Origin of the sequence: Sphingomonas sp., assembly GCF_019635455.1 — a bacterium.
Classification (GTDB): Bacteria; Pseudomonadota; Alphaproteobacteria; order Sphingomonadales; family Sphingomonadaceae; genus Sphingomonas.
This window is the reverse complement of the sequence record NZ_JAHBZJ010000001.1, coordinates 19,086-44,944: the sequence shown is the minus strand read 5'-3', so window position 1 is coordinate 44,944 and position 25,859 is coordinate 19,086. Positions and strand designations below refer to the sequence as shown.

General features: G+C 63.8%; 21 protein-coding genes. 17 read left to right on the top strand and 4 right to left on the bottom strand.

Annotated features, from left to right (window positions below):
- Positions 1-21: 21 nt before the first annotated feature.
- From KF783_RS00240 to KF783_RS00185, 12 genes are all read left to right on the top strand, one after another.
- Complete coding sequence (locus KF783_RS00240; RefSeq protein ID WP_294075882.1) at positions 22-885, top strand: NAD(P)-dependent oxidoreductase; 864 nt, start codon at positions 22-24, stop codon at positions 883-885.
- Positions 882-1,901 carry an amidohydrolase family protein gene (locus KF783_RS00235; protein ID WP_294075881.1) on the top strand — a complete coding sequence of 340 codons (1,020 nt, stop codon included), beginning with the start codon at positions 882-884 and terminating at the stop codon, positions 1,899-1,901. Before KF783_RS00240 ends, KF783_RS00235 begins: the two co-directional genes overlap by 4 nt.
- The gene (ligA, locus tag KF783_RS00230) at positions 1,898-2,320 is read left to right on the top strand and encodes a protocatechuate 4,5-dioxygenase subunit alpha (RefSeq protein WP_294075880.1); all 423 of its coding nucleotides are present in this window, start codon (positions 1,898-1,900) and stop codon (positions 2,318-2,320) included. Before KF783_RS00235 ends, ligA begins: the two co-directional genes overlap by 4 nt.
- Positions 2,320-3,210, top strand: a complete 891-nt coding sequence (locus KF783_RS00225) for a class III extradiol dioxygenase subunit beta (RefSeq protein WP_294075879.1) — start codon at positions 2,320-2,322, stop codon at positions 3,208-3,210. The genes ligA and KF783_RS00225 overlap by 1 nt, the downstream gene beginning before the upstream one ends.
- A 12-nt stretch (positions 3,211-3,222) precedes the next feature.
- Entirely contained in the window at positions 3,223-4,170 is a 948-nt protein-coding gene (locus KF783_RS00220; RefSeq protein WP_294075878.1) for a Gfo/Idh/MocA family oxidoreductase, read from the top strand.
- Positions 4,171-4,174: 4 nt separating this feature from the next.
- A complete protein-coding gene (gene pobA, locus KF783_RS00215) occupies positions 4,175-5,344 on the top strand; it encodes a 4-hydroxybenzoate 3-monooxygenase (RefSeq protein ID WP_294075877.1) in 1,170 nt (389 codons plus the stop codon).
- 702 nt (positions 5,345-6,046) lie between these two features.
- Positions 6,047-8,368 carry a TonB-dependent receptor gene (locus tag KF783_RS00210; RefSeq protein WP_294075876.1) on the top strand — a complete coding sequence of 774 codons (2,322 nt, stop codon included), beginning with the start codon at positions 6,047-6,049 and terminating at the stop codon, positions 8,366-8,368.
- A 145-nt stretch (positions 8,369-8,513) separates the two neighbouring features.
- Positions 8,514-9,545 carry an amidohydrolase family protein gene (locus tag KF783_RS00205; RefSeq protein ID WP_294075875.1) on the top strand — a complete coding sequence of 344 codons (1,032 nt, stop codon included), beginning with the start codon at positions 8,514-8,516 and terminating at the stop codon, positions 9,543-9,545.
- A 52-nt stretch (positions 9,546-9,597) separates the two neighbouring features.
- Positions 9,598-11,046 carry a sulfatase-like hydrolase/transferase gene (locus KF783_RS00200; RefSeq protein ID WP_294075874.1) on the top strand — a complete coding sequence of 483 codons (1,449 nt, stop codon included), beginning with the start codon at positions 9,598-9,600 and terminating at the stop codon, positions 11,044-11,046.
- Positions 11,047-11,095: 49 nt separating this feature from the next.
- Complete coding sequence (locus tag KF783_RS00195) at positions 11,096-12,604, top strand: sulfatase (protein WP_294075873.1); 1,509 nt, start codon at positions 11,096-11,098, stop codon at positions 12,602-12,604.
- Between the two features lie 102 nt (positions 12,605-12,706).
- Positions 12,707-14,653 carry a sulfatase gene (locus KF783_RS00190; RefSeq protein ID WP_294075872.1) on the top strand — a complete coding sequence of 649 codons (1,947 nt, stop codon included), beginning with the start codon at positions 12,707-12,709 and terminating at the stop codon, positions 14,651-14,653.
- 55 nt (positions 14,654-14,708) lie between these two features.
- Complete coding sequence (locus KF783_RS00185; RefSeq protein ID WP_294075871.1) at positions 14,709-16,367, top strand: sulfatase; 1,659 nt, start codon at positions 14,709-14,711, stop codon at positions 16,365-16,367.
- An 89-nt stretch (positions 16,368-16,456) separates the two neighbouring features.
- On the opposite strand, the gene KF783_RS00180 is transcribed toward KF783_RS00185, so the two are convergent.
- Positions 16,457-18,076, bottom strand: a complete 1,620-nt coding sequence (locus KF783_RS00180; protein ID WP_294075870.1) for a GMC family oxidoreductase N-terminal domain-containing protein — start codon at positions 18,074-18,076, stop codon at positions 16,457-16,459.
- Positions 18,077-18,245: 169 nt separating this feature from the next.
- Here KF783_RS00180 and KF783_RS00175 point away from each other — a divergent pair, with 169 nt between their 5' ends.
- From KF783_RS00175 to KF783_RS00155, 5 genes are all read left to right on the top strand, one after another.
- A complete protein-coding gene (locus KF783_RS00175; protein ID WP_294075869.1) occupies positions 18,246-18,902 on the top strand; it encodes a TetR/AcrR family transcriptional regulator in 657 nt (218 codons plus the stop codon).
- 101 nt (positions 18,903-19,003) lie between these two features.
- The gene (locus KF783_RS00170; protein ID WP_294075868.1) at positions 19,004-20,119 is read left to right on the top strand and encodes a Gfo/Idh/MocA family oxidoreductase; all 1,116 of its coding nucleotides are present in this window, start codon (positions 19,004-19,006) and stop codon (positions 20,117-20,119) included.
- A 12-nt stretch (positions 20,120-20,131) separates the two neighbouring features.
- Entirely contained in the window at positions 20,132-21,187 is a 1,056-nt protein-coding gene (locus KF783_RS00165; protein WP_294075867.1) for a sugar phosphate isomerase/epimerase, read from the top strand.
- A gap of 37 nt (positions 21,188-21,224) precedes the next feature.
- On the top strand, positions 21,225-21,860 hold the full coding sequence (locus KF783_RS00160) for a gluconate 2-dehydrogenase subunit 3 family protein (RefSeq protein WP_294075866.1): 636 nt from the start codon (positions 21,225-21,227) through the stop codon (positions 21,858-21,860).
- Entirely contained in the window at positions 21,860-23,551 is a 1,692-nt protein-coding gene (locus KF783_RS00155) for a GMC family oxidoreductase (RefSeq protein WP_294075865.1), read from the top strand. Before KF783_RS00160 ends, KF783_RS00155 begins: the two co-directional genes overlap by 1 nt.
- Positions 23,552-23,585: 34 nt before the next feature.
- Here the strand turns inward: KF783_RS00155 and KF783_RS00150 are convergent, their stop codons facing one another.
- The 3 genes from KF783_RS00150 to KF783_RS00140 are packed head-to-tail and all read right to left on the bottom strand — an operon-like array spanning position 23,586 to position 25,857.
- A complete protein-coding gene (locus KF783_RS00150; protein WP_294075864.1) occupies positions 23,586-24,572 on the bottom strand; it encodes an MBL fold metallo-hydrolase in 987 nt (328 codons plus the stop codon).
- The gene (locus KF783_RS00145; RefSeq protein ID WP_294075863.1) at positions 24,572-24,958 is read right to left on the bottom strand and encodes a DUF6379 domain-containing protein; all 387 of its coding nucleotides are present in this window, start codon (positions 24,956-24,958) and stop codon (positions 24,572-24,574) included. The genes KF783_RS00150 and KF783_RS00145 overlap by 1 nt, the downstream gene beginning before the upstream one ends.
- Positions 24,958-25,857 (bottom strand): alpha/beta hydrolase, encoded by a 900-nt coding sequence (locus tag KF783_RS00140; RefSeq protein WP_294076333.1) that lies wholly within the window; start codon positions 25,855-25,857, stop codon positions 24,958-24,960. Before KF783_RS00140 ends, KF783_RS00145 begins: the two co-directional genes overlap by 1 nt.
- Positions 25,858-25,859 lie beyond the last annotated feature (2 nt).

The window sequence follows — 25,859 nt, the reverse complement described above, 5'->3', positions numbered from 1 at the left end:
CCGGTCCGCTTGATGGCGGCCATGCATGACGCCGTCGCCCTGATCGGATTTGGCGAGGCCGGACGGGCCTTTGCCTGCCCCGGTGTCGCGGCGTTCGACGTCAAGGTTGCGGACCCCGCCAATGGTCCCGCCATGATCGCCGCGTTCGACGCCGCCGGAGCGCGCGGAGCTTCCAGCGCCGCGGATGCGCTGAAACGGGCGGACCTGGCCCTGTGCCTCGTCACCGCGGATCAGGCGCTGGCGGCGGCGCGAGCCTGTGCGCCGATGCTGCGCCCGAACGCGATGTGGATCGATATGAACAGCGTGGCACCGGCGACGAAGCGTGCGGCGGCTGCGGCGGTCGAGGCGGCGGGCGCGCGATATGTCGATGTCGCGGTCATGGCGCCGGTGCTCCCCGCGCGGCTCGCGGTGCCGCTGCTGGTCGCCGGGCCGCATGCCGATGCCGCGGCCGCCGCCTTGCGCGGCTATGGCTTCACGCATGTCTCGGTCGCGGGCGCGACGGTGGGCGACGCGTCGGCGATCAAGATGATCCGATCGGTGATGGTGAAGGGGCTGGAGGCGCTGAGCGCCGAATGCGTCCTTGCCGCGCATCGCGCCGGCGTGGCCGATGCGGTGTTCGCCTCGCTCGACGCCAGCTGGAAGGCGCAGGATTGGGCGGCGCGCACCGACTATAATCTCGATCGGATGCTGGCACACGGCACCCGCCGCGCGGCCGAGATGGAGGAAGTGGCGAAGACGCTGGAGGATCTGGGCATCGCGCCGGCGATGACGCGCGCGACCATTGCCCGGCAACGCGCGCTCGGCGCGCTCGGCATCGCGCCGCCCGATGGCCTTGCCGCCAAGCTCGCCGCGATCGAACACAGGGAAGAGGAAGCCGCCGCGTGATCATCGACTGCCATGGCCATTATACGGTGCTGCCCCAGGGACACGATGCGTGGCGCGAGGCGCAAAAGGCCGCGTTCAAGTCCGGTACGCCATGCCCGCCCTATCCGGAGATTTCGGACGACGAGATCCGCGCGACGATCGAGGCGAACCAGCTGCGCCTGATCAGGGAGCGCGGCGCGGACCTGACGATCTTTTCGCCCCGCGCCTCGGCGATGGCCCCGCATGTCGGGGACGAGGCGGTGGCGCGGGAATGGGCGATGCGTTGCAACGACCTGATCGCGCGGGTCGTCGGGCTGTTCCCCGAAACGTTCGTCGGCGTCTGCATGCTTCCGCAAAGCCCCAAGGCGGACATGGCCAACAGCATTGCCGAGCTGGAACGGTGCGTCAGCCAGCTGGGCTTCATCGGATGCAACCTGAACCCCGATCCGGGCGGCGGACACTTTACCCACCCGCCGCTCACCGATCGCTACTGGTATCCGTTCTACGAGAAGATGGTCGAGCTGGACGTCCCGGCGATGATCCATGTCTCGGGCAGCTGCAACCCGGCGATGCACGCGACCGGCGGCTATTATCTCGCCGCCGACACGGTCGCGTTCATGCAATTGCTGGAGGGCGACCTGTTCGCCGATTTCCCGACGCTGCGTTTCATCATTCCGCACGGCGGCGGCGCGGTGCCATATCATTGGGGCCGGTATCGGGGACTGGCCGACATGCTGAAGAAGCCGGCGCTCGACACGCATCTGATGAACAACATCTTCTTCGATACCTGTGTCTATCACCAGCCGGGCATCGATCTGCTGGCCGATGTGATCGAAAACAGGAACATCCTGTTCGGCAGCGAGATGGTGGGCGCGGTGCGCGGGATCGATCCGATGACGGGCCATTATTTCGACGACACCAAACGCTATGTCGATGCGCTGGACATCAGCGATGCGGAGCGGCACGCGATTTTCGAGGGCAATGCCCGCCGCGTGTTTCCGCGCCTCGACGCGAAGCTGAAGGAGCGGGGGCTGTGATTACCGAAAATCCGGACCGGCAGGACATTCACGAATATCTCGCCGAATTCGAGGATATTCCCGGCACCCGCGTCTACACGGCCGCACGCGCGCGGCGCGGCTATCACCTCAACCAGTTCGCGATGAGCCTGATGAAGGCGGAGAACCGCGAACGCTGGAAGGCGGACGAGCGCGCGTACCTGGCCGACTGGCCGATGTCGGACGAGCAGAAACAGGCGGTTCTCGACCGCGACTACAACCGCCTGCTCGATCTGGGCGGCAACATCTATTTCATGGCGAAGGTCTTTTCGACCGATGGCCTCAGCTTTGTCCAGGCGGTGAGCACGATGACCGGCATGTCGGTCGAGGCGTATCAGGCGATGATGATGGCCGGGGGTCGGTCGCCCGAAGGCGTTCGTTCGATCAGGGAGAAGCGCTGATGGCCCGCATTACCGCCGGTGTGGCGTCCAGCCATGTGCCGCTGCTGGGCGTGGCCCACGACATGGGCAAGGATCGCGACGCGTATTTCGGCCCGATCTTTGCCGGATATGACTGGACCCGCGAATGGGAAAAGGCGGAACGGCCCGATGTGGTGATCCTGGTCTATAACGATCACGCATCGGCGTTCGATATGAAGATCGTGCCGACTTTTGCGATCGGCTGTGGCGAGCGGTACAAGCCGGCGGACGAAGGCTGGGGTCCGCGCCCGGTGCCGGACGTGCATGGCCATCCCGACCTCGCCTGGCACGTCGCGCAAAGCCTGATCCTCGACGAATTCGACATGACGATCATCAACGAAATGGACGTCGATCACGGCCTGACCGTCCCGCTCAGCATGATGTTCGGCGACGTGCCGGAATGGCCGTGCAAGGTGATCCCGCTGGCGGTGAACGTCGTCACCTATCCGCCGCCATCGGGCAACCGCTGCTGGGCGTTGGGGGAGGCGATCGCCCGCGCCGTCGCGAGTTTTCCGGAAGACCTGAACGTTCAGATCTGGGGAACCGGCGGGATGAGCCACCAGCTTCAGGGGCCGCGCGCGGGCCTGATCAATCGCGTGTGGGACAATATGTTCCTCGACGGGCTGATCGGTGACAGCGACCATCTGCGCCAGATCCCGCACATCGAATATCTGCGCGAAACCGGCAGCGAGGGCATCGAGATGGTGATGTGGCTCATCATGCGCGGCGCGCTTGGCCGCCGCGCCGCCGCGCTGCACCGTCACTATCACGTTCCCTGTTCGAACACCGCGATCGGCCATCTCGTGCTCCGCCCCGACAATGGCGAGGGACTGGACATGACCGGCAGCGGGTTCGCACAGGCGGCGGAATAACCGGAGACTAGGATGAAGATCGCACTCGCAGGCGCCGGCGCATTCGGCGAAAAGCATCTGGACGGCCTCAGGAACATCGACGGGGTCGAGGTCGTGTCGGTCGTCGGACGGCGGCTGGAACCGACGCGGGCGGTGGCCGACAGATATGGCATCGCGCATGCGTGTACCGACCTGGCCGAGGCGCTGGAACAGCCGGGCCTGGACGCGGTGATCCTCTGTACCCCCACCCAGATGCACGCCGCCCAGGCGATCCAGTGCATGGAGGCGGGAAAGCACGTCCAGGTCGAGATCCCGCTGTGCGACAGCCTGGCAGAGGGCGAGGCGGTGCTGGCGAAGGCGCAGGAGACCGGCCTGACCGCGATGGTCGGCCACACCAGGCGCTTCAACCCCAGTCACCAATATCTGCACCGCAAATTCGCCAGCGGCGAGGCGCGGGTGCAGCAGATGGATGTCCAGACCTATTTCTTCCGCCGCCAGAACATGAATGCGAAGGGCGAACCGCGCAGCTGGACCGATCACCTGTTGTGGCACCACGCGGCGCACACCGTCGATCTGTTCGCCTATCAGGCAGGCCCGATCGTCGCCGCCCATGCGCTGGAGGGGCCTCTGCATCCCGAACTCGGCATCGCCATGGATATGTCTATACAATTGAAGGCGGAGAGTGGTGCGATCTGCACGCTCAGCCTGTCGTTCAACAATGACGGACCGCTCGGCACCTTCTTTCGCTATATCTGCGACACCGGCACCTGGATCGCGCGGTATGACGATCTGGTGACCGGACGCGAGGAGCCGGTCGACCTGTCCGGGGTCGCGGTGTCGAACAACGGCATCGAATTGCAGGACCGCGAGTTCGTGGCCGCGATCCGGGAGGGGCGCGAACCCAATTCCAGCGTGGCGCAGGTGTTGCCCTGTTACCGCGTACTCGACATGCTGGAGCGACAGTTAAAGGGTACGGGCTGACGATATGAGGACACAGGTCGCGATCATCGGGGCAGGGCCGTCGGGCCTGCTGCTCGGTCACCTGCTGCGCCAGACGGGGATCGACTGTATCGTCGTCGAGCGGGCGTCGGCGAACTATGTGCTCGGCCGGATCCGCGCCGGCGTGCTCGAAACCGTGACGACCGACCTGATGACCCGGCTCGGCATCGATGCGCGGATGCAGGCCGAGGGGCTGGTGGAGGACGGCTTCAACCTTGCCACCGACGACCGGCTGATCCGCATCGATATCAAGGCGCTGACCGGTCGCCATGTCATGGTCTATGGCCAGACCGAACTGACCCGTGACCTGATGGACGCGGCGCCCGGGCGCGGGCTGGACATCGTCTATGATGCCGCCGACGTCGCGCTGCACGAGATCACCGGCGACGCCCCCTTCGTCACCTATCGCAAGGGCGGCGAAACCCACCGGATCGACTGTGCCTATATCGCCGGGTGCGACGGCTATCACGGCCCCTCGCGCAAGGCGATTCCAGTCGGCGCGGGGCGCGAGTTCGAGCGGGTCTATCCGTTCGGCTGGCTGGGCATCCTCGCCGACGTGCCGCCCTGTCATGACGAACTGATCTATGCGAATGCGGATGCCGGGTTCGCGCTTGCATCGATGCGATCGAAAACGCGCAGCCGCTATTATATCCAGGTGCCATCGACCGACCGGGTCGATGACTGGAGCGAGGCGCGGCTGTGGGACGCGCTGGCCGCGCGGTTCGATCCGATCAGCAGCCATGGCGTGACGCGCGGCCCGGCGCTTGAGATGTCGGTCGCGCCACTGCGCAGCTATGTCTTCGAAACGATGCGCCATGGCCGCCTGTTTCTCGCCGGCGACAGCGCGCATATCGTCCCGCCGACCGGGGCAAAGGGCCTCAACCTTGCCGCGTCCGACGTCGCCTATCTGTGCGACGCGCTGGTCGGCGCGCTAGATCGGAACGATGTCGCGGGCCTGGACGGCTATCAGGATCGCGCGCTCGCCCGGATCTGGAAGGCGGAACGGTTCAGCTGGTATCTGACCAAGCTGATGCACCGCTTTCCCGAGGACGGCACGTTCGAACATCGCATGCAGGTGGCCGAACTCGACTATGTCGCCGGTTCCGAGGCGATGCAGACGGCGATCGCGGAAAATTACGTCGGTCTGCCGCTCTGACGATGCATCGCGCGCCCGATCGCCGATGCGTCCCGGGCGCAGCACGCTGAGGCGCGCCGACGGTGGTCCATGCCCGGCGTCACGCGAAGCGGTCACCGTCGGTGCCGTTGCGTTGAGTATGTCGCCGCACGGATGACGTCACCGATGCCGGCGAGGGGCGTCGCGATCCTTCCGACTGCCAGGATCCCGCGCCGGGCGGCGATGTTGTTCCCTTTGACCGGACCCCGGCGGTCGCCGCACCCCACGGGAAGCCGGGTGCGGAACCCGCTATCGGGCTGGCAGGCGCCGCGCGGGCCGAGCGCGAAGCTACCCGCCGCGCCCGCCAGCATTTCCATCATATCCCGGCGATCGATCGGTCGGCCCGCCATGTCATGCACCTGGGGGATCAGAACCGATGGCGCACCTGCGCACCCCGGGGCGCCGGCTCGCATAAATGGAGTTGGTGAACCCGGAATTGTTGTAGCCGGGGTTCGCCGCCACCCGATATTCGGTCTCTAAAGACGCTGTCGCCGAACACCGCGACATGGAGGTCGGGTCCCGTCGCAACCCGTCGGCAAGGCGGGAGCATCTTTTTGCTAGAATTAGAACACTGATTTTGATAACGAGGATTCGTTAGGGATGCGGAGTCACATGCATCCGGGCATAATTTTGGGGAGGAAGCTAATGCGAATCAGCGCAATTCTTTTCACTGGCGTAGCGTCCATGGCGCTTGTGACGCCGGCCTTCGCGCAAGACGCCGGAGATGCCGCGAAGACGCAGGCCAAGGACGATCTGGGCGATTCGGAAATTATCGTGACTGCGCAGCGTACAGCGCAAAGTGTGCAGGACGTGCCGATTCCGATCACGGTGGTCGGGGCCGATCAGCTGCGCGCGCAGGGCGTTCAGGAAATCAACGATCTGGGCCGGACGGTTTCGTCGTTGAAGCTGGCGGAAAATCCCGGCGGTTCCGGCGGTGGCGGCTATATTCGCGGCGTGGGTACGTTTTCGCGCTCCCGCGCTGCCGAACCGTCCGTCGGTATCGTCGTCGATGGCGTGGTGCAGGGCCTGACCAATATCCGTAATCTTTCCGATGTCGCCCGGGTTGAAGTGCTGCGTGGCCCGCAAGGAACATTGTTCGGTCAGAGCGTGTCCGCGGGCGTCATCAACATCACGACCATCGCGCCGGATTACGACAAGTTCAGCGGGACCATATCGACTGAACTGAGCTTCGACGACTTTGCGGGATCGAACTACGGCAAGCAGCAAATTCGCGCCGCCGTCAATGTTCCGATCGCCGGGTTTGCGGGTCTGCGCGTCAGTGGTTACGGCGTCCGGACGCAGGGCGTTCTTGAGAACATTTACCTTGGCAACAAGGACTATCGCCGGGAATGGGGTGTTCGCGGGCGGTTCAAGGCTGAACTTGCGCCGGGATTCACGCTCAATCTTGCCGCTGAATATAACTCGGAAGATCGTGGTAACGGCTATTTCCTGGCGCTGCGCGATACCGGGCTTCTTAATGCGGCCACGGGTACGTTGACGCAGCCTGCGCCCCCGGCCGGCGTCGTTGCGAGCAACTATGACCGTGTCCGCTATTGCGGGGTCAATCCGAATATCAACAACTTCGAAATCTGTAGTGACGCGCCATCGGCCCAGACCTATCGGACGCAGGGTTATTCGGGTGAATTCGACCTTGATCTGGGCGGGGGACTGTCGCTCACTTCGATTACTGCATATCGTAAGCTCGCCACATCGACTCAGAATGACATCGACAATCTGCCCGAGGCGCTCGACCTGACCAGCGTTCATTCCGGCCTGACCAGCGATTACGATCAGTTCACCCAGGAAATCCGGTTGGCATCGGATATGTCGAAGCCGTTGTCCTTCACGCTGGGCGGCTTCTATTTCATCTCTCATGTCGACAGCGTCGCCGGGCCGTCGGCCGGGGCCTATACGCGCATTTATACCCGCAAGGGCTCGTTGCCGATCGCGACCTGTTTCCCCGTTTCGACCAATGCGCTTTGCAACACGTTCATCGTCCCTGGCGCGTACGACAACTTCCAGTCCTGGTACACGCGTAACACATCGGTCTTCGGCGAGCTTCGCTATCATCCGGGCCAGTTCACGGTGTTTGCGGGCGGTCGCTACAATATCGCGAAGGTCGGTTTCGACGGGACGACCGTCAATACCGCCAATAATGCGACGACGACGGCCAGCATGCGGCTTTCCGATAATGACTTTTCCTGGCGTATCGGTGCGGAATATGAGATCGACCGCAACCTGATGCTCTTTAGCACCGTGTCGCGCGGGTATAAGAACGCTCAGATTTCTCCGCTTCAGAACACGACGCCGGCCCAGGCGGTTTCGCCTGAGATTCCGACCTCGTTTGAGGCCGGGATCAAATCAAGCTGGTTGAATGGTCGCCTGTTGGTGAACCTCAGCGCCTTCTATACCAGCGTGAAGAATTACCAGGGGTCGCGTTGCGACGTGGATATTGCCACGCAATCGACGACGTGTAACCCGTTCAATATTCCGAAGATCATCACCAAGGGTATCGAAGGGGACATCTTTGGGCGCGTGGGCGACCATCTGAAGCTGAATGCCAGCTTCACCTTTAACCCCGTGCTGTATCCTGACAATTTCCTGGCACAGGACGGTACGAATATGGGCGGAACCCAGCTGGCTGATGCCGCCCGCTTCACCGCCAGCTTCTATGGGGACTATGATTTCGCATTGACCAGCAAGGTCGATGGCTTCCTCGGTTTCGATATCAGCTACAAGAGCGAGGAACGGCTGTCCGATCTGAGCAACAGCCGGTATTTCATCTACAAGGGCCACGCGATTGTCGGCGCCCGTGTCGGTGCGAAGATGGGCGATAGCTGGCGTCTCGCGCTGTTCGTCAACAACCTGTTCAATCAGAACTCGCCGCAGCAGTTCGCCTCGCTGGCCAATCAGGATACGACGCGCGCTCCAAATATCGCCTGGGGCGTTTACAACACCAGCCGCGGCTTGCGTCAGGTGGGTTTGCAGGCGTCGCTCAACTTCTGAAACGGAATGGGTCGGGGCGATGCCCCGGCCCATTTCCTGCCGGTGGCCTGACGCCGCCAGTGGAGTATCGATTCATATGCATGCGCTGACCCGTCGTCATTTCATTGGTACGACGGCGAGCGCTGGTGTGCTGTCTTCCGCGGGCTTGGGCCGGGTCAGCGCCGCCACGCCGACGCGCAGGATCGCTTGCGAGGAAGGGTTCTCGCTTCCCGAACTGATCGACGCGGTCGATGCCTTCATGGCGAAGCACGCCGACCGGGAGCCCGGGCTGGCCAGCCTGATCGGACCTGGCGGCAGGTTTCCGCGGATGCCGCAATTGCTCGACCCCGAATTGCGCATCGCGGATATGGATCGCGCCGGCGTGTCGATGCAGGTGCTGTTGCTCAATTCGCCGGGCGTGCAGATCTTTGAGGCGGGGCAGGGGGCCGAACTGGCCCGGCTGGCCAACGACCGGGCGGCGGGATGGATGCGGCAATGGCCGGATCGCTTTGCGCCGCTCGCTGCCTTTGCGCCGCAGGATCCGGACGGCGCTGCCCAGGAATTGGAGCGCGCGGTGCGCTCGCTTGGGTTCAAGGGGGGGATCGTCAATTCCAGTACCAACGACCGATATCTGTCGGACACGCGCTACTGGCCGATATTGGAGGCGGCCGAAGCGCTCGATGTGCCGATCTACCTGCACCCGCGCGAACCGCGCGCGGATATGCTGAAACCCTATCTCGAACAGAATTTACAGGGTGCGGTGTGGGGCTACGCCGCCGAGGCGGGCCTGCATGCGATGAGCATGATCATGGCGGGCGTGTTTGACCACTTCCCGAAGCTCAAGATTGTTCTGGGGCATAATGGGGAGGGCATTCCCTTTTACCTGGACCGGATCGACAATCGCTACATGGCGATGAATCGTGGCGGCACCGGCAAGCTGAAGCGGCGTCCGAGCGCGTATTTCCGCGAGAATTTCTACGTCACGACCAGCGGCACCAACTGGGCGCCCGCAGTGCGCCTGTGTCAGGAAGTACTGGGTGCCGACCGCGTGTTGTTCGCGATCGACTATCCGTTCGAGGATGGACCGGAGGCAGTACGGCGGGCCGACGCCATCGGGATGAACCGGGCGGATTCCGCTCTGTTTTTTCACGCCAATGCCGAGCGCGTATTCAAAATTCACGCAGCGACATCGTCATGAACCAGACAACAGCTGTTTCCGTGTTCAGCCATTCGACACATGAGGGGATTTCGTGAGTAAGTTCGAGCCGAGCCGCCGCCGATTTCTGGAATCCGCCGGCGTGGCGGGTGTCGCCGGAGTCGCCATGACGTTGCATGGCCGCGCACGGGCGAAGGCTGGCCCAGCAGCGGGCAAGGCGAAGCAACCCCATATCCTGTTCATCCTCGCGGACGACATGGGATATGCGGACCTTTCCTGCTACGGCGCGCAGGGGTATCGCACGCCCGTGCTTGACGAACTGGCGCAGCAGGGCGCCCGGCTTGATCAGGCCTATGCCAATGCCGCGATCTGTTCACCCACCCGAACCGCGCTGCTGACGGGGCGCTATCAGGGTCATTTCAAAGCCGGGCTAGCCGAGCCGAACATCCGCTTCGCTCCCGGACAGGAGGTGCCGCTCGATACGCCGACCGTCGCGTCGATGTTGCGTGACGCCGGATATCGCACCGCGCTGGTCGGCAAGTGGCATGTGTGCAAGATTCCGGAATTCGGGCCTACACATTATGGCTACGATCATTTCTTCGGCATTGCGGCGGGCGCGGCGGATTATTTCACGCATAATCTCGGTCCCGGTTTCAATTCGCCGGATGCGGGGCTGCATGACGGCGACAAGCCGGTCAGTCGTGACGGCTATCTGACCGACATTTTGGCAGATGAGGCGATCCGGCAGATTCGCGCCAAGAGCGACAAGCCCCTGTTTTTGAGCCTCCATTTCAATTCTCCGCACTGGCCGTGGGAAGGGCCGGAGGACGTGGACCATCACCGTTCGGTCTCTAAGATGAATGACCCGACCGGCGGATCGCTCGAAACCTATGCGAAGATGATGATGAGCATGGACGCCAATATCGGGCGCGTCCTGGCGGCGCTCGATGAAATGGGCATGGCGGAGGACACGATCGTGGTCTTCACCAGCGACAATGGCGGCGAACGCTATTCCAACACATGGCCCTGCGTCGGATACAAGGGCGAGTTGATGGAAGGCGGCATCCGTGTGCCGCTCATCATGCGCTGGCCCGGCCGGATCGCGCCGGGAACCCGGTCGGACCAGGTAATGATCTCCATGGACACGGTGCCGACCTTCCTGGCCGCCGCCGGCGCGCCGGTGCCGGACAATCTGGAAGGGATCAATCTGCTGCCGCAGCTGGTCGATGGGGCACCGCCGGTCAAACGAACCCTGTTCTGGCGCATGAAGGCCAGCGGGCAGGCCGCGGTGCGTGATGGCGACTGGAAGTATCTGCGCATCGGCAACAAGGAGCGGCTGTTCAATGTCCGCAAGGACCCCCGCGAACGGGCCGAACAGCAAACCTTGCAACCGGCGATCATGGCGGACCTGAAACAGCGATGGGAAGCATGGAATGCGACCCAGCTTCCCTATCCCGACCGCAGCCCCAGCGAGGGCGCGTTCAACATCTATATCGACCGCTATCGCGCACCGGTATCGGCAGGAGGTGACAATGCGGAATGAGGTGAAAGCGAATGCGAGGGGGCGTCAGGGGGGGCGTTCGCTTCGCCTGATGCTGGCCGCCGGTGCCGCGCTTGCGCTGGCCGGCGCGACGAACGGGTGCGCGCCCCGATCGGCAGGACCGGGCGCCAGCCCCCCGGCGGCGACCGCGCAAAAGCTCAATGTGCTGTTCATCATCGCGGATGACCAGAATTCGCGCCTGGGTACCTATGGTGCGCCGGTGCGCACGCCGAATATCGACCGATTGGCGAGTCAGGGGGTGCGGTTCGACCGGGCCTATACCCAGTTTCCGATCTGCGGGCCGAGCCGTGCCTCGTTCCTGACCGGGTTGCGACCCAATACGATCGGTATCGGGGCGGTGTTCGAGCGGTTTCGCTGTACCCTGCCTGACGCGGTGACGATGCCGCAATATTTCCGCCAGAACGGCTATTATGTCGCGCGCGTCGGCAAGGTGTTTCACCAGGGTGTACCCAAGGATATCGGCACGTCGGGACCGGATGATCCGCAAAGCTGGGATCAGGTGGTCAACCCGCGCGGCGTGGACAAGGATGTCGAAGACAAGGTCCATAACCTGACCCCGGGGATTCCGGGGCTTGGCCGGGCGCTCGCCTGGCTGGACCATGATGCGCCCGATGGCGATTTCACCGATGGCAAGGTGGCCGACGCCGCGATCGACCAGCTGAAACAGCATGGCGACAAACCCTTCTTCCTGGCGGTCGGGTTTTATCGCCCGCACGTACCCGAGATCACGCCGAAAAAATATTTCGCGGATTATCCGTTCGCTTCCGTGAAGCTGGCGAACGAAACGCCGGAATCGCTGTCAAAGGTGATGCCCGTCGCCGCCAATTCCGACCTGATGAACCTCGGCATGACCGAATCGCAGCAGCGTCAGATGATCGCTGCCTATTCGGCCTCGAGCAGCTTCATCGATGCACAGGTCGGCCGTGTGCTGAAGCAGCTGCGTGACCAGGGGCTCGACAAGAATACCGTGGTCGTTTTCATCGGCGATCACGGTTTCATGCTGGGCGAACATGGCCAGTGGGAAAAGTCGCTGCTGTGGGAAGAGGCGGTGCGGGTGCCGATGATCATCCGCGCGCCGGGGCTGTTGCGCGATCGGTCGGCGCGGCAGATTGTCGAGATGCTCGATCTTTATCCCACCCTGGTCCAGCTCGCCGGCCTGCCGCCCAAGACGGATATCGAAGGTACGAGTCTGAAGCCGCTGTTGCTCGATACCGCGCGCCGGGATTGGGATAATACCGCCTATTCTCAAATTCTGGGTGGCCGCAGCATCCGTACCGACCGCTGGCGCTATACGGAGTGGGAAGGCGGCAAGCTGGGCCGTCAACTTTATGACCATGACGCCGATCCGTTCGAGCATCGCAATCTGGCGGACGATCCGCGTTATGCCGCTATCGTCAAGGAGTTGAGCGGGCGGTTGCCGCCGGGGCCGGTCGAGAAACGCGGCAAGCAGACGCTGGTCGATCCGCAGACGCCCAAGCCGCCACTCGGACGCTATCCGGAGCCGGTTGGTTGCGAGCATCTGGATCGATTGACGGAATAGCGCGGGACCCACTTGACAGAATTGCCCTGAAATAGAATACATATTCTAATAGAGATGTCGTAAGCTGGGAGAGGGTCAATGGAAATCAACAGGCGCCAGGTCTTGCACGGCGGCGCCCTGGGTGCCGCTACAGCCCTGGCAAACCCGGTTTCCGCGAAGGACAAGGTGCCGGCGCCGGGTGAGCGGCCCAACATCCTGTGGTTCACCAGCGAAGACAATTTTCCGGTCATCGGGGCATATGGCGACAAGCTGGCCTATACGCCCACGATCGACCGGCTGGCGCGACAGGGAATCCTGTTCGAGCGCGCCTATTGCGTGTCGCCGGTATGCGGTCCTTCGCGCTTTTCCATCCTGTTGGGCATGCATCCGGCGTCTTGCGGTTCCTCCGAGGATTTCGGTTCGCTGGACGAGGTGCTGCCGCGCTATATCCGCGGCTATCCCGAATATTTCCGCGATCTGGGCTATTACCGGTCGAACAACCAGAAGAAGAATTATAACTCCCAGTTCGACTATGTGATGGACCTGTGGGACGAATCCAGTGAGGAGGCGCACTGGAACAAGCGGGCGGCGGGGCAGCCTTTCTTCGCCGTCTTCAATACCTTCACCACCCACGAAAGCAGCCTGTTCAACGGCCGCAAGGATCTGTTCGGCCAGCCGGTTCGCGAGGGGCGGTTCAAGCCGGAGATGATGGGCGGCAAAATTCCCCCCTTCCTGCCGGATACCGAGAAGGTGCGGACCGATTTCGCGACCTTCTACAATGCGATGGAGCATATGGACCGCGAACTGGCCTTCCGGCTGAAGGAGCTGGAGGATGCCGGTGTCGCGGACGACACCATCATCTTCTATTATGGTGACAATGGCGGCATCACGCCGCGCGGCAAGCGCTTCTGTTACGATCTGGGCCTGCGCAATCCGCTGATCATCTATGTGCCGCCGAAATGGCGCCACCTGTCGCAATATGCGCCCGGTTCCCGCGTCAAGGAGCCGGTGACGTTCAATGACCTGATGCCGACCGTGCTGTCGCTGGTCGATATCGAGGCGCCGAAACATGTTCAGGGCCGCGCCCTGATCGGCCCGCGTCAGGGCAAGCCGATGAAATATGCCGTCGGCGGGCGCGACCGGATGGACGAGCGCTATGACCTGTCGCGCAGCATCACCGACGGGCGCTTTCGCTATATCCGCAATTACACGCCGCACCGCCCATGGGGCCAGCATGTCGAATTCATGTTCCAGGCGGGTTCCTATCAGGACTGGCACGCGCTGCACCTGGCGGGGAAGCTCACCCCGCAGCAGGAGCGCTTCTGGCAGCCCAAGCCCTATGAAGAACTCTACGACGTGGAAGCCGATTTCCACATGGTCGACAATCTGGCCGCCCGGGCCGATCATGCCGGGAAGCTGGCCGAGCTGAGCAGGGCGCTCGATGCCCACATGATCGATATCGTCGATAACGGCCTGATCCCGGAAGGGTGTGCGGCCGAGGGGTATGTAAACAGCCGCAACCCGCTGGCCTATCCCATTCGCGACGTGATGAAGCTGGCGGCGCTGGCGGCCTCGCGCCCGGCGGACATGAAACCGTTTCTGGACGCGTTCGATCACGACAATGAGGTGATGCGCTACTGGGCGGCGATGGGCTTCCTGATCGCTGGGGAACGCGCCTTGCCGCATGCCGGCAGGCTGAAACGTCAATTGCTGGACGAGCCTTCGCCGGCGACCCGTATCGTGTTGTCGGAGGCGCTGGTGAATCTGACCAACGATGATTTCGCGCTCAATATGCTCGGTTTCATCATCGATACCGAGGATGACGGGCCGTTCCGCATGCAGGCGATCAACGCGCTCGATTTCGTGGGCGAGCGGGCGCGGCCGGTGCTTCCGGCGATCCGGCGTTCGGCGAAGGAGGATCACCGTTCGGTTCGCAAGGTCGCCAAATATATCATCCAGAAGCTTGAAGGCACCTACGACCCCTACAAGGTCGATCGGTCGCCCGGCGGCTTTGTCGATACCGATCCGCGCAAGAACCAGCCCGAGGGGGCGCCGCGCCCCTATGACTGAGTTCAGGTCGGCAGCCCCCTGATCAATCCCTTCCAGATTCTACCGGAGTAGCCGCATGACGCAGAGTGCCAAAACTTCCCGCCGCAAGGTGTTGCCGTCCCTGTTCGCCACGGCGTCGCTGGGCCTGGCCATGGTTGCGGGCGGGCCTGCACTGACGGGCGCCGGTATCGCAAAGACCGTACCCGCCGGCGCGGATTCCTCCGCCTGGTCGAAACAGCCGAATATGATCTTCATCCTGCTCGACGATCTGCCGATCGACGATATCGGCGCCGACAATCCGACGCTGAAGACCCCCAATATCGACAAGCTGGTGAAGGGGGGGACGTATATCCCGCGTGCCGCCGTCACCACGTCACTGTGCAGTCCCAGCCGTGCGACGATCCTGACCGGCATGACGACGCGCAATCATCATGTGGTCGACAATACCGATTCCAGCGAGGAGGGGCTGACCTTCTTCCCGAGCTACCTGCAAAAGGCCGGATATCAGACGGCGTTCATCGGCAAGTGGCACATGGGTGCGGACAGCGATGCGCCGCGCCCCGGCTTCGATAAATGGGTCAGCTTCAAGGGGCAGGGTAGCTATCTGCCGATGGGCGATTTCGGCCAGAAACAGCAGCAGATGCTGAATGTCGATGGGAAGGCGGTGCCGCGCAAGGACTATATCACCGACGAACTGAGCGGATATGAGATGAACTGGCTGGAGCAGGAGCGCGATCCGAGCAAGCCGTTCTTCCTCTATATGTCGCACAAGGCGGTGCATGGTCCGTGCATCCCGCCGCCCCGCTATGCAAACCAGTATAAGGGCTGGACCTATCAATTGCCGGCCAGTTTTGCCGACACGCCGGAGAATTACAAGGACAAGCCCATGTGGGTGCGCAACCAGCGCAACAGCTGGCACGGCATCGACATTCGACATGCCACGGGGCCGGATTCGCTGCTCGCCAACCGGCGCGATTGCGATCAGGTGTTATCGGCCGTCGATGACAGTATCGGGCGCATGATGGCCTATCTGAAGAAATCGGGCCTGGACAAGAATACCATCATCGTCTTCTTCAGCGACAATGGGTCGATGTGGGGCGCGCACGGCCTGGTCGACAAGCGAAACGCCTATGAGGAATCGGTGCGCGTGCCGATGATCGCCTATGCGCCCGGCCTGATCCCGGCGGGCGTGCGCAGCCCGGCGCGTATCCGCAATCTCGATCTGGCGCCGACCTTTCTCGATTTCGCCGGGGTAAAGGCGCCGCCGCAGTTCGAGGGACACAGCGTCGCGCCGCTGCTGAAAGGCAAGGTGGCGTGGAAGGACTGGCCGCAGGATGATTTTGTCTACGAATATTATTGGGACTGGCAGTATCCGATGACCCCCGCCAGCTTTTCGATTGTGCGCAACGACATGAAATATATTCAGTATTTCGGCGTCTGGGACATTGAGGAGCTGTACGACCTCAAGAGCGACCCGAAGGAGATGCGCAATCTGATCTTCGATCCCGCCTATGTCGATGTGCGCGTCGATCTGCGCCACCGCCTGTTCGAGCAGCTGAGGTCGAGCGCGGGCGCGCATAACATTCCGTTCACCGAACGGTCCAACCGCGGTTTCGTGTTCCGTAGCACCAACGGCACGCCGCCCGCGCAATTCCCGCCGGAATGGGAACTGACGCCGCCGGCGGGCAAGGATTTCGATTTCTTCACGCTCTTCAAGGAATCGAACAAGCAATAGAGCGTCCGGGTGCCGGAACCGCTTGCGGCTCCGGCGCCTTCGGGCGGAGGGCGATGGCGCGTGCGCGTACAGGCGACGGCGCGCGGCGCTCAGCCCGCGTTGTCTTCCAGGATCAGTTCAGCAGCGCGGGCGCCGACGGCCATCGCCGGTCCATTGGTGTTTCCCGAAACCGGCGTCGGCATGATCGAGCAATCGACCACGCGCAGGCCGTCGATCCCGTGTACCCGGCACCGCGCATCGACCACCGACGTGGCCGGATTGGTCCCCATCGAGCAAGTGCCGGTGCCGTGAAGGCCAGGATCGACCATCTGGCGCAGTTCCTCGATCAGTGCTTCGTCACTGCGAACCTCGTCGCCCGGCATGCGTTCCTTACCGACAAAGGGCGACATGGCCGGTGATGCGGCCATCGATCGAAGCATCTTCAGCAATTCGAGCGCTTTGCCGATGTCGTAGGAATCGCTCCACATCCCGGATTCGACCCTGGGGGAGGCGGATGCATCGGCCGATGTGATGGCGACCGAGCCGCGGCTTCTGGGGCGCAGGTGATAACCGGAAAAGGTGATGCCCGGCTTGGTCGAGATCGGGCTGCCCGGTGCCGCCGCCATTTCCTTGACGGTGCGCATCGCAAAGGGCGCGGCGGCCAGCTGAAAATCCGGCCAATCCGGTTCGCCTTCGCTCGACCTGAGCATGGTCAAGGGCATCCCCACACGAGCAAGCGGCCCGGTGCCGGTCAGGAAATACCGCAACGCGTTGCGGTATAGCCGCCAGCCCAGAAATTCGCGGTTGGTGCCGGGGTGGTTATGCAGATCGTACGAGATGCCGAACTTTTGATGATCGCACAGATTCCGGCCGACCGCAGGCAGATCCTGGACGACAGCAATTCCCAGGCTGCCGAGCAGCGATCCGGCGCCGATCCCCGACAGTTGCAACAGTTGCGGCGACCGATACACGCCGGACGAGACGATGACGTCCCGCGCGGCCTGATATTCGATTTCCGTGCCGTCGCGATCGCACACAATGCCCGTCGCACGCCGTCCATTGATCAGGACGCGGCGGACCAGGCAATCGGTGACGATCGTCAGGTTGGGCCGATTGCGGATCGGCGCGAGAAACGATTCATAGCTCGAGGAGCGCTTGCCCTTGCGGTCCACCGTATATTGCGTGCGCCCCACGCCCTGCGTCGCCGGTGTGCAGATATCGTCGAGCCAGGGAACGCCCATGCCCGTGCAGGCTTTGATCAGAGCACGGTAAACCGTGGAGTCGTGGTCCGACTGGGTGATCTGTAGCGGGCCGTCATGCCCGCGCGACGGATCGGCACCGGGTGCGCGATAGTTTTCGAGCCAGCGATAGCAGCGCTCAAGCTCGTCCCAACCCCAGCCGGCCAGCCCCTGGTCGCGCCACTGATCATAGTCGCGCGGCTGTCCGCGCAGATACCAGGTGCCGTTGACGGCCGACGATCCGCCAAGGCCCTTGCCATAGGTGTGTACCTCTTTTCGGCGGCCGGGCAGGGGTTCGACCGGGAAGGACCAGAAATAATCCGGCCGGCCCAGGATTTTCATGAACCCGCCCGCCATCTTGATGAACGGATTCTGGTTGTCGCCGCCGGCCTCGACAAGAAGTACGCGATTTCGGGGGTCGTCGCTCAACTGGCGAGCGAGAACGCAGCCCGAAGAGCCGGCCCCGACAATCACGTAATCATATTGTGTCATCCTCGCCCTGCCCCTATCCGTTTGTCATTGGGCCAAAGATGGCCGCCTTGAAAAAGGCGCCGCAATATCCCCACTTGGATTTGAATTAGAACCATTATTCTGTTATGTCCAGAAGGAAGCTTGAACAAGAAATGAAGGCTCGCTGCGGCTTGCGAAATGGGGGGAGGCTATGACCTACGACGACGCAGGCATGGCCACCGCGTTGCGTGCGCCGGTGCAGGGGCGAAGTCGCGCATCCTATGAGCGGATGCTGGTCGCGGCGGAGAAAATGCTGGCCAGCCGCGGATCGGATGATTTCACGCTCAACGAAGTCAGCAAGATGGGCAAGGTGTCGATCGGATCGATCTATAATCGATTCGAGAGCAAGGAGGCGCTGCTGCATGCGGTGCAGTTGCGCATCCTGACCCGCGTCGAAGACAAGATGCACACGCGGCTGGAGGCGGCGCGTAAACAGAGCGACAATCTGGATTCGCTGGTGGTGCGCCTTGTCGATGCGGTTTCGGAAACGCTTCGCGAATTTGCCGATCTGATGCGTCCGCTGATGCTGCGCGCAACCACCGATACGATCGTCGCGGCGCGGGGCAAGGCTTCCTATATGCGCGCGGCCGACGAGGTGAAGAGCGCGCTGTTGGAATTTCGGGCAGATATCCGCGAGCCGGATCCCGACCGCGCGGTGGATACGGTCTATCGGGTTCTTTATGCAGCGATCGCCCGTCACCTTGGCTTTGGCTCGCCGACTGCGGCGTGGGAAGGGGACTGGCAGGTCTTGAAGGAAGATCTGGCGCGAATGATCGCGCTGTTCCTGACGACCAAGCCGCATTTCTGAACGCTTCCGGGAAATGATTGACACCGCCTTTGTTCGAAAGATATTAGAACCATTGTTCTGATATTGATGTCGCCGGCAAAGGCGGCGCGGAGAGGTTGGCAATGCCGCGTTTGCGGATGGGGATGATCGGCGGCGGGCCTGGGTCCTTTATCGGTCCGATTCACCGGATTGCAGCGGAGCTGGATCGCGAGATCGAACTGGTGGCGGGTGCCTTCAGCCGCGATGCCGATCGGTCGGCTGAGGCGGGGCGCGGCTACGGCATCGATCCAGCGCGCAGCTATGCCGATATCGACGCCATGCTGGCGGGCGAGCGGGGGCGGGGCGACCCGATCGATTTCGTCACGATCGTCACGCCGAATTACAATCACCTGCCTGCCGCGCGCGCTGCGTTGAGGGCCGGTTTCCCGGTCATGAGCGACAAGCCGATGACCGCCACCCTGGCCGAGGCGCGCGAGCTGGCGGATGTGGTCGCCCGCACCGGCAAGCCCTATGCGCTGACCTATACCTATTCCGGCTATCCCCTGGTGCGCGAGGCGCGGGCGCGGATTGCGGCGGGGGCATTGGGCGCGATCCGCAAGGTGGTGGTCGAATATCCGCAGGGGTGGCTGGCCGGCGCGGGTGAAGGCAAGCAGGCGGAATGGCGGCTGGACCCGGCGCGGGCCGGCGAAGGCGGGTGCATCGGCGACATCGGCGTGCATGGCTTTCACCTGGCCGAGTTCGTCACCGGGCTGAAGGTGACGCGGCTGCTGGCGGATCTGGGCAGCGTGGTGCCGGGTCGGGCGCTGGATGACGATTGCGCGCTGCTGCTGCGGTTCGAAAACGGTGCGCGCGGCGTGTTGCTGGCATCGCAGATCGAAGTGGGTGAGCTGAACGGCCTGCGCATCCGCGTTTACGGTGAAAGCGGCGGCCTTGTCTGGCGGCAGGAGCAGCCGAACGACCTGATGCTGCATCATGGTGACGGGCGCACCGAAATCGTGCGGGCGGGGGACCCGGGGCTGGGCCGCGATGCGGCGGCGCGCATGCGCACGCCGGGCGGGCATCCGGAGGGATATCTGGAAGCGTTCGCCAACCTGTATCGGGATTTCGCAGCCCTGCTGCGCGGAGAGGCTGCGCCGCTGTTGCCCGGGGTTGCGGCCGGTTTGCGCAGCATGACGCTGGTCGGCACCGCGGTCGAGGCCAGCCGTGCAGAGGCGGGCTGGGTCGATCTGAAGGTCTAAGGGAGCGGGAATATGCGGACGATCAAGGGACCGGCGATCTTCCTCGCCCAGTTTGCAGGGGATGTGGCGCCGTTCAACTCGCTGGAAGCGATTGCCGACTGGGTTGCCGGACTGGGCTACAAGGGCATTCAGATACCCAGCTGGGACGACCGCCTGTTCGATCTTGCCAAGGCGGCCGAGAGCCAGGCCTATTGCGATGAGATCAGCGGCATGCTGGCCGAAAAGGGGCTGGCGATCACCGAGCTTTCAACGCACCTTCAGGGCCAGCTGGTGGCGGTGCATCCGGCCTATGACGCGCAGTTCGACGGTTTCGCCGCGGAGCATGTGCGCGGCAATCCGGCGGCGCGCCAGCGATGGGCGGTGGAGCAGGTGAAGATGGCGGCGGTGGCCAGCCGTCGCCTGGGCCTGTCTGCCCATGCCAGCTTTTCCGGCGCGCTGGCCTGGCCCTATTTCTATCCCTGGCCGCAACGACCGGCCGGGCTGGTCGAGGATGCGTTTGACGAGCTGGCCCGGCGCTGGCGACCGATCCTGGATGTGTTCGATGAAAACGGCGTCGATATCGGCTTCGAGATTCATCCGGGCGAAGACCTGCACGACGGCGTGACGTTCGAGATGTTCCTGGAGCGCGTGGGCAATCATCCGCGCGCCAACATCCTGTACGATCCCAGCCACTTCGTGCTGCAACAGCTTGATTATCTGGCGTTTCTGGACATTTATCACGAGCGGGTGAAGTGCTTTCACGTCAAGGACGCCGAGTTTCGGCCGAGCGGCCGGATGGGCGTCTATGGCGGGTATCAGTCCTGGGTGGACCGGCCGGGCCGTTTCCGCAGCCTGGGCGACGGTCAGGTCGATTTCAGCCGGATTTTCTCCAAGATGGCGCAATATGACTTTGCCGGCTGGGCGGTGCTGGAATGGGAATGCGCGCTCAAGCATCCTGAAGACGGCGCGGCCGAGGGGGCGCCCTTCATCGATCGCCACATCATCCGCGTGACCGACAAGGCGTTCGACGACTTTGCCGACAGCGGCTCGGACCGCGCGCTCAATGCCCGGTTGATGGGGATTGACTGACCAACATGCGAGCGAGGGCCGGCAAGGGGAGAGGGCGGTGAGTGAGGTATCCGCACAGCGCCGTGATGTCCTGGCCGGAGCGGCGCTGTTCGCGCTGGTCGTCGGGGTGCCGCTGGCGACCGTTCGACTGACCGAACTGGCGGCCGAGGACCGGCCGAGCGAGCGCCAGCGCCAGATGATCGCGGCGGCAGCGCAACATGTGATTCCGCGAACCGATACGCCCGGCGCGGGCGAGGTCGGTGTGGGCGATTTTATCGTTCTGGCGCTGGCGCACGGGCTGAACGGTACACGCGAACCGGCAGCCGGCGGGATCGTCACTTCCGGCGGTTCGCAGGTCCTGCGCCGGGACGGCACGCTGCGCTATCTCGCCTGGCTGGAGGCGGTGCTGGATCGCCGCGCCAATGGCGACTGGCTTTCAAAGTCGCCGGCCCGGCGGGCAGAGATCCTGGCCGCGCTGGATGCAGAGGCGTTTCCGCAAGGACCGCCCCCGCCGGTGCCTTCGCCCTGGGTCGCGCTCAAGGGGCTGATCCTGACCGGCTATTATACTTCGGAAACAGGGGGGGCGACCGAGTTGCGTTACGAACTGGTGCCGGGACGCTTCGATCCCGACCTGCCGCTGGCGCCCGGCGACCGCGCCTGGTCGAGCGACTGGACTGCGGTGGAGTTCGGTTGATGGCGGAAACACCCATGTTCGATGCCATCGTGGTCGGTTCCGGCATCACCGGCGGCTGGGCGGCGAAGCAGCTGACCGAGGCCGGGCTGAAGGTGCTGATGCTGGAGCGCGGGCGCTCCATCGAGCATCAAACCGATTATGAGAACGAGACCAAGGCGCCATGGGACATGCCGTTTCGCGGTGTGGGCGATGCCGAGTTGTATGCGCGGGAATATGCGGTTCAGCGGCTGAACCGGCATTTCACCGAATTTACCCAGGATCATTTCGTCAACGACCTGGAAAACCCCTATGCCACCACGCCGGATACCCAGTTCACCTGGTTTCGCAGCTATCAGCTCGGCGGGCGTTCGCTGACCTGGGGTCGGCAATGCTATCGCTGGTCGGACTATGATTTCGGCGCGAACAAGCGGGACGGTTTCGGGACCGACTGGCCGGTCCGTTATGCCGACCTGGCGCCCTATTACGACATGGCCGAGGAGTTTGTCGGCGTGTCCGGCGCGGCCGAGGGGTTGGCGCAACTGCCCGACGGCCGTTTCCAGCCGGCAATGGCGCTGAATGTCGTCGAGGCCGCGTGCCGGGAGCGGATCGCCGCGCGCTGGCCGGACCGGATCATCACCATCGGACGCACCGCCAACCTGACCCAGGCGAAGGAGGGGCGCAGCCCCTGCCAAAATCGCAACATCTGTGGGCGTGGCTGTTCCTACGGCGCCTATTTCTCCACCCAGTCGAGCACCTTGCCCGCCGCGCGAAAGACGGGACGGCTCACCCTCGTCACCGACGCGGTGGTCGAAAAGGTCGAGCATGATCCGGTCACCGGGCGCGTGACCGGCGTGCGCTGGATCGACCGGCTGCGCGGCACGCGCACGCGGGCCACGGCGCGGATGGTGTTCCTGAATGCCGGGGCGTTCAATTCGGTGCAGCTGCTGCTCAATTCCGCGAACGAGGCGATGCCGAACGGCCTGGCCAATTCCAGCGGCGTGCTGGGTACGCATATCATGGATCACGCCAATACCCTGTCGGCGGCGGCGATCGTTCCGGGCTTTCAGGACCGGACCAGCTTCGGCAACCGGCCGACCGGCATCGTCATTCCGCGGTTTCGCAATCTCGACACGATGGACGGGGCGGGCTTCACCCGCGGCTATTCGTTTCAGGGCGGCGCGTTGCAGGGTACATGGACGCGCGGCAAGCGCATGGCGGGCGTCGGCGCGGACTACAAGAAAACGCTGCGTCAGCCGGGCATGTGGGAGATGGTGCTGGTCTGCTTCGCCGAAAGCATGCCGCGCGCCCGCAATCGCCTCACGCTCAGCCGGACCAAGACCGATCCGCACGGTATCCCCCAGCTGGAGGTCGCGTTCGCGCACGGCGCCGAAGAGCGGGCCGCGCTGGCCGATGCCAAGGCGGAAGCCGCGAAGATGATGGAAGCGGCGGGCGGGCAGGTGCTGTTCGGCTTTGACCAGCCGGGGCCGGGCGGCACCGCCATCCATGAAATGGGCGGCGCGCGCATGGGGTGGGACCCGAAGACGTCCGTGCTGGACCGCTGGAGCCGCGCGCACGACGTGTCCAACCTGTTCGTCACGGATGGCGCGCAGATGAGCTCGTCCGCGTGCCAGAACCCGTCGCTGACCTATATGGCGCTGACGATCCGCGCCTGCGAGCATGCGGTGGGGTTGATGCGGCAGGGCGCGCTCTGACTCGCGCCCGCCGGCAGGCGACGCCGGATTACGTTCAGAAACGCTCCAGGTCGCTCGCCATCGTTACCGGGCCGTTATAGTTGCGGTGGATAGCCTCGACGATCCGCATGGGATTGTCGATCGCCTCGGGCGACGGCACGAAATGCGTCAGCACGACCCGGCCGACGCCTGCGCGCTTGGCCAGCTTGCCGATCTCGATCGCCGGCAGGTGATTGACCGCCATGCCGGTGACCAGATTCTGGCGCACCGCATCCGGCATGCCCGGGACACGCGACAATGTCTGGCCGATCGCATCGAGATCGACGACCTCAACGATCAGCGTGTCGGCGCCCTTGGCAAGCTTTTCCAGGCCCGCGGAAGGGCCGGTGTCGCCGGAAAAGACCCAGGACTTGCCGCCCGCTTCGACCCGATAGGCGACCGCCTGCGGCAGCGCGGCCATCGGAACCGAGGGGGGCAATTCGTAGTGATTGACGGTGATCGCCGTCACCTTGATGCGCTCGTCCTGATAGATCGGCACCGGATCGGTCATGTCGCGCGCCAGATCGGTCGCCGACACCGTGTCGCCCAGCGCCGGTTTGGCCGGGCCGATGGTCGGGAACGAGGCCAGCACGGTCGGCGCATTGGCCGCCACCAGCCCCTGGACCAGCGTTTTCGTGCCGTCAGGTCCGTAAACGGGCAGTACGCCGCGCCCGAACAGCCAGTGGGTGACGATGATCGGTCCCAGATCGGCATTGTGATCGAGATGGTGGTGCGACAGGAACACCGCCTTCACGTTGCGCTCGGCCAGTCCGGCCTTGGCCATCTGGCGCTGCACATCGTTGCCGGCATCGAAGACGTAAATGGCGTCGCCGACCACCAATGCATTGGAAATCTGTGCGCGTTCGATCTGGACCGACGGACCGCCGCTGGTGCCGAGCGTCACCCAATGCGCGTCGAGCGGCGCGGCGGGCTTGTCCTGGGCCGATACGGGCGGCGAAAGCAGCGCGCCCAGCAGCGCGAACGGCAGGATCAGGTGTTTCATCACAGGCTCACATGCTTTTCGGTGAAGCGGATCGACGGGAAGGGCATGTAGCTGACGCGCAGCCGCTGGCGCAGGCTGAGCCGATGCTCGCCCTTCGGAAAGCCGCCGGGATAGGCGACGGCAATCGTCGCGGGCTGTCCGAACGGCCAGCGCCGGTCATAGGCGGTTTCCATCTGGTCCAGGGTGATCGGCCCCTTGCCCTCGTCAAAGGTCACGGCTTCGCGCGGAAGCTCGGTGCCGTCGATCGCCACCGTCAGCTCTTCGAGCATGGAAAGCGTCAGCCCGCGATAATAGCCGAGCTTGCTTTCAAAGGCGAAGCCGGTCGGCGCGTCATCCGGGCCGATATTCCGCAGCGTTGCGGGGTCGATGGTATATTGGTCGAACATCAGTTCACGGTCCCAAGCAGATTTTGCGTCCGAAGCCAGCGCATGAACAGGTCGAGCCAGTTTTCGGTCGGCGTGCCTGGCCGGCCGGCGCCGAAGCCGTGCCGACCGCTGGCGAACAGGTGGAATTCGACCGATCGTCCGGCCGTGCGATAATCCTCGATCAGCGGGAAGCCCCTTTCCCGATTGAGCAGCATGTCGTCGGCCGCGACCGCGACGAACATCGGCGGTGCGTCGGCAGGCACCTTCATCGGCCCCATCTTGGGATAGATGGGCGCCACAAAGGCCGGCATCGTCTCGCCGCCGGCCTCGACCAGCGAACGGGCGAGAAAGCCGCCCGCCGAAAACCCCATGAAGCCGATATGCTGCGCGTCGATCCGGTATCTGGCGGCGTTCGCCTGAAGATAACGCATGGCGGCCTGGGCGTCGGCCAGCGCCTGCGCCGGTGTGTCCGCAGGCGGCGCCATGTCCACCGCTTCCCCGCGCATGGCGCGCGCCATCTTGTCGGCGAATTCCGCCTGGGGCGCGGGGGTCGGAACGACGCGGTATTTCAGGACGAAGGCGGGAATGCCGTTGGCCTGTAGCCATTTCGCGACGTTCCAGCCTTCATTTTCCATGGAGAGGCCCAGAAAGCCGCCGCCCGGCGCCACGATCACGGCCGATGTCGTGACCGGCTTTTCCGGCAGAAACGGCTCCAGCGTCGGGCGGGTCACATTCCGAACGTCGATGCGATCGTGGTTTTTGTACCAGACCTCCCGGTCCGGCACGCCCGCTGCCACCGGCAGGGCGATGACACCGGTCCGGACCGGCGGTGAAATGGTTTCAAGCGACGGTCGCGGGCCTTGAGCCAGGGCCGGGATGGCTGTCAGCAGGGCGAGCGGCGCGAAGAAGGCTGACACCATCC